Source organism: Mesorhizobium sp. M0195 (genome assembly GCF_040322115.1).
In the GTDB taxonomy this organism is placed as follows: domain Bacteria; phylum Pseudomonadota; class Alphaproteobacteria; order Rhizobiales; family Rhizobiaceae; genus Mesorhizobium.
The window spans coordinates 1-7010 of the sequence record NZ_JAMYSV010000054.1; the positions used below are offsets into that span (position 1 = coordinate 1).

7 protein-coding genes and 4 pseudogenes are annotated in these 7010 nt (G+C 58.4%); 3 read left to right on the plus strand and 8 right to left on the minus strand.

Translation table 11 applies throughout. From position 1 onward, the window contains the following. The 3 genes and pseudogenes from NKJ12_RS31660 to NKJ12_RS31670 all read right to left on the minus strand — a co-directional run. Positions 1–793, minus strand: a 793-nt coding sequence (locus tag NKJ12_RS31660; protein ID WP_352707628.1) for an ABC transporter permease, incomplete at its 3' end; no start/stop codon positions are given. Then, positions 793–2397, minus strand: coding sequence for an ABC transporter substrate-binding protein (locus NKJ12_RS31665; RefSeq protein WP_352707630.1), 1605 nt, complete (start codon positions 2395–2397; stop codon positions 793–795). The genes NKJ12_RS31660 and NKJ12_RS31665, both read right to left, overlap by 1 nt. Before the next feature lie 710 nt (positions 2398–3107). Further along, a pseudogene (locus NKJ12_RS31670) lies at positions 3108–3246 on the minus strand (phage integrase N-terminal SAM-like domain-containing protein); the annotation flags it as partial. Positions 3247–3512: 266 nt separating this feature from the next. Between NKJ12_RS31670 and NKJ12_RS31675 the strand changes: the two are divergent. Beyond that, a pseudogene (locus NKJ12_RS31675) lies at positions 3513–3777 on the plus strand (IS21 family transposase); the annotation flags it as partial. Positions 3778–3987: 210 nt separating this feature from the next. On the opposite strand, the gene NKJ12_RS31680 reads toward NKJ12_RS31675, so the two are convergent. The 5 genes from NKJ12_RS31680 to NKJ12_RS31700 form a co-directional block, all read right to left on the minus strand. Continuing rightward, positions 3988–4302 (minus strand): tyrosine-type recombinase/integrase, encoded by a 315-nt coding sequence (locus NKJ12_RS31680; protein ID WP_352707632.1) that lies wholly within the window; start codon positions 4300–4302, stop codon positions 3988–3990. 40 nt (positions 4303–4342) lie between these two features. After that, positions 4343–5074 (minus strand): tyrosine-type recombinase/integrase, encoded by a 732-nt coding sequence (locus NKJ12_RS31685; protein ID WP_352707633.1) that lies wholly within the window; start codon positions 5072–5074, stop codon positions 4343–4345. Further along, a complete protein-coding gene (locus NKJ12_RS31690; protein ID WP_352707639.1) occupies positions 5071–5475 on the minus strand; it encodes a tyrosine-type recombinase/integrase in 405 nt (134 codons plus the stop codon). The genes NKJ12_RS31685 and NKJ12_RS31690 overlap by 4 nt, the downstream gene beginning before the upstream one ends. A 64-nt stretch (positions 5476–5539) precedes the next feature. Beyond that, on the minus strand, positions 5540–5722 hold the full coding sequence (locus NKJ12_RS31695; RefSeq protein ID WP_352707635.1) for a hypothetical protein: 183 nt from the start codon (positions 5720–5722) through the stop codon (positions 5540–5542). Positions 5723–5751: 29 nt separating this feature from the next. After that, positions 5752–5931 carry a hypothetical protein gene (locus NKJ12_RS31700; protein WP_352707637.1) on the minus strand — a complete coding sequence of 60 codons (180 nt, stop codon included), beginning with the start codon at positions 5929–5931 and terminating at the stop codon, positions 5752–5754. 135 nt (positions 5932–6066) lie between these two features. Here NKJ12_RS31700 and NKJ12_RS31705 point away from each other — a divergent pair. Both NKJ12_RS31705 and NKJ12_RS31710 read left to right on the plus strand, forming a co-directional pair. Next, positions 6067–6232 (plus strand): annotated as a pseudogene (locus NKJ12_RS31705) (IS110 family transposase); the annotation flags it as partial. A 307-nt stretch (positions 6233–6539) separates the two neighbouring features. Further along, a pseudogene (locus NKJ12_RS31710) lies at positions 6540–7010 on the plus strand (IS66 family transposase); the annotation flags it as partial.

The following is a 7010-nucleotide window of genomic DNA, read 5'->3' on the forward strand; positions in this document are numbered from 1 at the left end:
CGGGGATGTTGAACACCGTTTCCGTGAGGACAACCCCGCCGATCAGATAGGCGAAGCTTATGCCGATCACAGTCAGGATCGGGACTCCGGCATTCTTCAAGGCATGGTGAAAAAGCATGGCATAGGACGAAGCGCCCTTGGCGGCGGCCGTTCGCATATAGTCTTCCGCTAGGACCTCAAGCATGCTCGCCCGCGTAACGCGGGCGATGAATGCAATGTAGCCGAGCCCCAAAGCCACGGTCGGCATGATCAGGCGCGCGAACCAAGGCCCGAGGCCACCGTTAATCGGCGCATATCCCTGGACCGGCAGCCAGTGTGTCCGGATGGCGAAGAAGTATATGAGGACAAAGCCGATAACAAAGACCGGGACGGAATAACCAAACGCTGAAAAGACCGCGAGGAGGCGGTCGACGAGGCCGCCAGTTCGCCACGCGGCAAGAATGCCGAAGGAGACCCCGACCGTCACCGAAAGGATCATAGTCAGGATCGACAGCGATAGGGTCGGTTCAAGCCGCTGCGACATGAGCTCGAGAACCGGTCGTCCGGAAAAGATCGAGATGCCGAAATCGCCACCGAGCATGTCGCTTACCCAATGGATGAACTGCACCGGCAGCGGATCGTTCAATCCCAGTTGCTCGCGGATCCCCGCGATCATCTCTGCAGTTGCCGACCTTCCGGCGATGATCGTCGCCGGATCCCCAGGCGCTAGCCTGAGAAGCAGGAAGACGAAGACCCCGACCATCGCCATGACGGCGATGGTCGAAACAAGTCTACGAAGGATGTACCCAGCCATTATGCCGGGAGCTTCTGCATATTCCACATCGGGCGAAAGATCGACGGTGTGTGGATCAAGTCCGCAAGCCACTTGCGGCGCGCAGAGGGCGCCTTTGTCTGGCACAGGAATACGAATCCTACAACGGAATTCCACCAAACCCGTTGCATCTCGCGGGCCAGTTCCTTGCGCCCTTCCATCCCTTCGACATCGGCCCACTTGGCTCGAAGAGCCTCGAATTCGTCGCTCTTCGGCCAGCCATACCAGGCCTTTTCGCCATTCGCGAGGAAAAGTTCCGAGGTGAGCGGACTGCCAAAGCTGAAGTCGTCGTTGGCCGAAATGAAGATACTCCAGCCACCCTCATCCACTGGTACCATTTTACCACGGCGCGAGGCCAACTCGCTCCACGTCATACTGGCGAGTTCTGCGTTTACCCCAATCTTCTGCAATACATTCGCAAGTAGCTGCGAGGCATTGAAACCGTCACTCCAATCGGTGGGAGTAAGGATGAGGACCTTTTCGCCGCCGTATCCCGCCTCCTGGAAGAGTTGCTTAGCCTTCTCCAGATCGCCACCCTTCTTGGACCATCCTGTATTTTCAACATTTGAATAGGCCGTTGTATTTCCGAAAATCGACGTGACAACGTCACCTAATTTAGGATCTGGAGAAAGAAGCTTAAGAAACGCTTCCTGATCTACCAAAACCAGCAGCGCCTGGCGCGCCTTGACGTTGTCGAACGGCTTCTGCAGGCAATTCATACGGATGTAGTAGTCCTTACCCGACGTAGTCAGGGCATCGAGCACAAGTTCTGGATCACTCGCGATGATAGTGAACAGGTCGCCGGAGGGCTCTAGCACGAGGTCCACCTCGCCTGCCTGCAAGGCGCCTACAGCGGTCTGAGGATCCGAGATGTTATCCCAGATCATGCGATCGACCTTCACGACCTTGCCGCCGGCATATCCGCTGGCCGGCTCCGCGCGAGGCACGTACTGCTCGTTGCGGTCAAAAGTGACATTCGAGCCGGGCTTCGTCAGCTGGGCATTGAACTTGAACGGCCCCGAGCCGATATTCGCTGTCACTTGCTCGGTTACCGGACGTTTCGCGTCCTGTTCGCGCATAACGTACAGGCATCGCCCCGACGCCGACGCCAGCAGATCGACCACCAAATCGAAAGGTTCCTTGAGCGTGATCGTGAAGGACTTGCCCCCATTGGCCGAGATATCTGCGGCCCGCTCCACGAGCATTTGTCCGGCGGGATCACCCTCAGCCCAACGGCGGATGGACGCGACGCAGTCCGCCGCGGTAACCGGCGTCCCGTCGTGCCAGCCCAAACCATCGCGCAGCTCGAACGTGTAGGTCTTCTTGTCGTCAGACAGACTCCAATTGCCAACCATTTGTGGTTGTGGCACAAGGTTCTCATCCAGCGCAAAAAGCGTGTCGTAGATTGCCATAGCAAAATTATGGGTATAACTGCTTGTCGTAAACATCGGATCGAAGACTTGGACGTCCCCCATTACCATTCGCACTGTTGACATCGCTGTTTGCGCCCGCAGGACGGTTGGGACCGATACAGCCGCCCCAGCAGCCAAACCCGCTTTGATAAGCTCACGCCTTGAAATTGTCATTTCCCGATTCCCCTTTTTAGCTAGTCGTTCGGACCTGCATCTTTGCTATCGATTGGTCCAGTTCATGCCGTCCGGGTTGGTTTCCCAGGATTCGGTTAGATGAGGATGGTAAGACTGGTCTGTATCCTGCTCGACCAGGCGGTTGTAGATTAGGTCCAGGGAGGCGCGAATTGGATCCTGGTGAGGCAACGCCATCACACTGGACCAATCGCAGCTCTCCACCTTATACCGGGCCTCCGAGTCGCGGATCGCCATTTATCAATCGAAGCAATTCACCATTGACCCGCGTGTGTCCGCGCCGTTTTATCTTTGATCCTGCACCTCCACCTCGCCGGGGCTACTTGTGGTGCGTACCTCTCCAGGGAACTAGATTCGGCGAACGGGGTACCCTGCTCACACATTGGCTCCTCTTCTTGGCTTGCCGTTGATGCATCAGGCTTTCCTCATATTTTTATCCCTCAATTGAACGATAACACTTTGCACCCACCTGAAAAGAGAGATTTTCGAATTAATCTATTCACGCGGCCAATAAGTGGACGCCGGTACAGGTTCCTCGGCCGCTGCTGCATGAGTGTCAAGGCGTCCTTCAAGCTGGTATGTGGTGGCAGGGCATCCACCTTTATCATCATTCACAGGGCGCGGTACGGTTCGTGGTAGACGGGTGCCGGCTCCCTGCCATTGTACGAGTACGAGTGAATGTTCCGTGGGAACACCAGATAAGCGCGCACCTCTTCGTAGCCCAGCTTATCCGGCGATCGGCCAAAAGAACCGACTGAACTTCGCCACGTGGTGCACGTAGGATCGCTGGGTCTCCGGCGACAATTTGCGGATCGTCAGATCTTCAATCATCCGGTGATCCAGAGGCGGATCTGGGTCATCTGGGGTTCTCCTGTCTGGAAGGTTGGCTCAACACCAAATCTTCTCAGGCGGGAGCCTCCTCAGGCCAGACCCGCTCCCACTACCGAGGCAGCGGTTTAGTTGTGTGCCCAGCATGTTCAACCGCTTTGGGGTGAAAGTTCCCCTAGCCAACCTGATGGAGGTGAAGGCATAGCAAAGCGCAAGGGCACTACCGCGAGGTGTTGTCAAAAGGAAGCGTGGAGCAAAACCGCGACCTGACCTTCGAGGCCTGGAAAGGGCGCGCGCGCCCGACGATGCGCCAGACGCATCTGGGCGGCGAGAAGGTGTTTGTCGATTTCGCCGGCGACACCATCGACGTCTTCGATCCCGTCACCGGCGAAGCATCCCATGAAGTTGTTAGTCGTAGCGATGGGCGCCTCGAACTACATTTACGCCGAGGCGTGCCCGAGCGAGAGCCTGTCCGACTGGATCGGCGTGCACACGAACCTCTTGGGCGGCGTACCGAACTTCGGGGTCAGCGATTACGTGCCGGGCACGTGATCGCAGTTTTGTGTCCCGCGCGGCTATGTGCCCTGCAGTCCGTTTCTCCAACGGTTCTCGATGACGGCGGGCACATAACGGTCAGAGTCCGGCGAGCCATTCGAGAAGTTTTGGCTCGCTTTGCCAGACTGGTCTTCGGGCGGTCCCACCGAAGAAGTTGAGGCAGCTGACAAGCCTCAAGCGCCTCCTGCTTCATCTTGATTTTGATCTCGGCATATCGGTTGGTCGTATCCAGGCTGACGTGGCCAAGCAACCTCTTATGACATTCACGTTGACACCGGATTCGAGTAAATGGACGGCCGTTGTGTGTCTCCAGACATGCGGAGAAACACCGAAGCGAATGTTCGAACCATGACACCGGACGAGCTTGTACAGGCCGAATCGCGTCAGCGGTTTGCCGACTTTACTGAGGAAGACCGAACGTTCCGGCGCGACTGGCTGGCGTCGGTCACGCAGCATCTTACCAAGCAGGCGGGCGGTCTCGGGCCAAGTGGGGAGGTCGGCCATTTGTCGCCCTTGCCGTGCAGGTTCACCCGCGGAGAGGAGGTCAAGCCAACTGATTGACGGTCAGTCCGATGACTTCTGTCGCGCGAGCGCCAGTATTGTGCATGAACATGAGCAGCGCCTTGTCAAGGGTGACCAACTTCCCGTCGCGTTGCAGTCCGTCGAAGAGTCGTTCGACTTCGTCGCGCTCGATGTAATAAGTGGCCGCTGGCTGCGTACGCTTCCTCGGGATGGCGGCGACGCGTTCGGCCTCCTGCAGCACCATTGGTTCCTGGCCCGCGGCATAAGCAAAGAAACCATGCAACATTGCGAGCCGGTGGTTCCGTGATCGGATGTTGTTGCCGCGCTCGGCTTCAAGATGGGCGAGAAAGGCCCGCACATTGTCGGCGGTGAGATCGGTCAACTCGAGCTCGCTTATGGGGCGTCGGTTCTTCGTGGCCAGGAAGAGAAGGAACAGTCGGATCCCATCGCGATAGCTCCGGATCGAGGTCGGCGCCAGACCTTTCTCGGCTTTGAGATGGTGTTCAAAAAGTGGTAGATGAGACTGCCGGCGGTCCTCATGGCCGACCTCCACGCGATAGCGGCGCCGCAAAGCGCTCGAAGCGCTGACCGGCGGCTTCCAATAGATCGGCGGTAATGGTGAGGTAGACTGCGGTGGAGGCGGGATCGATGTGCCCCATGAAAGTCGACAGCCTGACCAGCTTGTCGCTGGGGTTGCTACCGTCGCGATACCATCGCAGAAGTCGCCCGACGGCAAAGCTGTGCCGTAGATCATGCACGTGAGCCGGGGTTCCTCCTGGCGGGATCGCTATGTCCAGTTGATCGGCCAGTGTGCGGAATAACGATACTGATCGTACCCGGGTTCACGGGCCGACCTCGCAGGAAAGAGAACAACGGTTTGCCGGCAGCCACCGCAACCAGGTGCTTTGATCGCAATGCCATGAAGGCATAGAGGCGCTGCGCCAGGTGCGGCCCCATAGGAATGAGCCTCGACTTGTAAAACTTCGTCTCCCGGATCGTCATGATATTGCGATCCTGATCGACATCCCGCCAGCGCAGGCGCGCAACCTCGCTTACGCGCAGACCAAGCCCGAATAGCAGGCTGAAGATGGTGGCATAGACGCGACCGCGAAGTGGGGCGTTGCTCTGATCCGGGAGCTCGGCGGCGCGATCGATGAGTTGTTAAGCGGTCCGCAGTCCAGGGTGCAAGGCGGTGTCGGATTACCTCTGCGGCGCGGCTTCATCGTGACAGGAGAGCGATATCAATACAGTCATGCTCGACCATCCACTCGAACAGCCGGCCGACGACGCCGATAAGATGGTTGAAGCTTCTAGGCCGCGAGCGCGGACGGCTCAGGAAGAATGCATCGAGGAGCGCCGGGGTGCCAGAGCCGATGCCGGTCTGAGGGCCGAGCGCCGACATTCAGCTCAAAGGTCCGAAAGTCGCCCCGATCAGAACATCGACTTCTTCAACACAATCAATCCGAACAGGCAATGATATGTCCAGCGACGGAGGGCGTTGGCCGGCGACAGTGCCGCCGCCAGAAGCGCCTCAATATCGGCATCGGTATAAATGTAGGGCTTGGCCCGCCGCGCCGGCGGCACAGCGTCTTGAGGTGGCACTTCCGTCATGGGATCGAAATGAGCGAGGTGCTTGTGAAGCAGCGCACATCGGTCAGGCGGATGGACACGTCACCCACTTCATTGCCAGCGCCGTGGTGATCGTCTCGGCGCCGCGAGCCTCCATGAAGGTGACGAAATCCGAGGCTGCGGCATCAACCGAACTCCGCGCTAGCCCGATGGTTTAGCGAACGAGTCCAGCGCAATGGCGAACTCGACCATCGTCGCATTGGCGCGCAAGCTGCTGGTCGCGTTGTGGAAGTATGCGACCTCTGGTGTCGTCATCGAAGGGGCGATCAGGAAAAACACCTGACCTCGACGATCTCGTAACCTTTTGCAGAAATCTTTCAGGGTCTGATCAGAGTCTGTTTCAGGGTCTGATCAGAGTCTGGAAGATCCAAGTCGGGGAACCGATGTCCGGCATGGCAAAATGCCGTCTCAAAAGACTGGTCTCGTAGCCCTAAGCCCAACCCGCCGCACGGGGGATATTGGGTTTCCCCTCGGTGACGGCCGCCTTGCTGAGGTAGGCTGAAGGGTGCAAGTCCTAGTGCAAGCACTAGGAGTAGCCCTGTGACGAAGCATCAGATCGAAGTGATCACGTCGGTCGAGCGGCGCCGGCGCTGATCCCGCGCCAGTGGAAGGTGATCCAGACGGTGCGTGAGAAGTTCACCTGCCGTGAATGCGAGAAGATCACCCAGCCGCGGGCGCCCTTCCACGTGACGCCGCGCGGCTTTGCCGGGCCGAACCTTTTGGCGATGATCCTGTTCGAGAAGTTCGCCCAGCACCAGCCGCTGAACCGGCAAAGCGAGCGCTATGCCCGCGAGGGCATCGACCTCAGCCTATCCACACTGGCCGATCAGGTCGGAGCCTGTATCGCGGCGCTGAAGCCGGTGCATGCGCTGATCGAGACGCAAGTGCTTGCCGCCGAGCGACTTCATGGCGACGACACCACCGTGCGGATTCTGGCGAAGGGCAAGACCGATACGGGCCGCATCTGGACCTATGTCAGGGATTATGCGCACCCGATGATTATGCGCAGCTCATCGGGACAGTATCCAGTTTTCTTCGGCAGATCAGTGAGATGGTGGCCG

Excerpts from the sequence above, each read along its gene's own strand:
- NKJ12_RS31680 (WP_352707632.1), bottom strand. The coding sequence starts at position 4,302 with ATGGCCGACCTCCCCACTTGGCCCGAGACCGCCCGCCTGCTTGGTAAG.
- NKJ12_RS31685 (WP_352707633.1), bottom strand. The coding sequence starts at position 5,074 with ATGATCTACGGCACAGCTTTGCCGTCGGGCGACTTCTGCGATGGTATC.
- NKJ12_RS31695 (WP_352707635.1), bottom strand. The coding sequence starts at position 5,722 with ATGTCGGCGCTCGGCCCTCAGACCGGCATCGGCTCTGGCACCCCGGCG.
- NKJ12_RS31700 (WP_352707637.1), bottom strand. The coding sequence starts at position 5,931 with ATGACGGAAGTGCCACCTCAAGACGCTGTGCCGCCGGCGCGGCGGGCC.
- NKJ12_RS31665 (WP_352707630.1), bottom strand. The coding sequence starts at position 2,397 with ATGACAATTTCAAGGCGTGAGCTTATCAAAGCGGGTTTGGCTGCTGGG.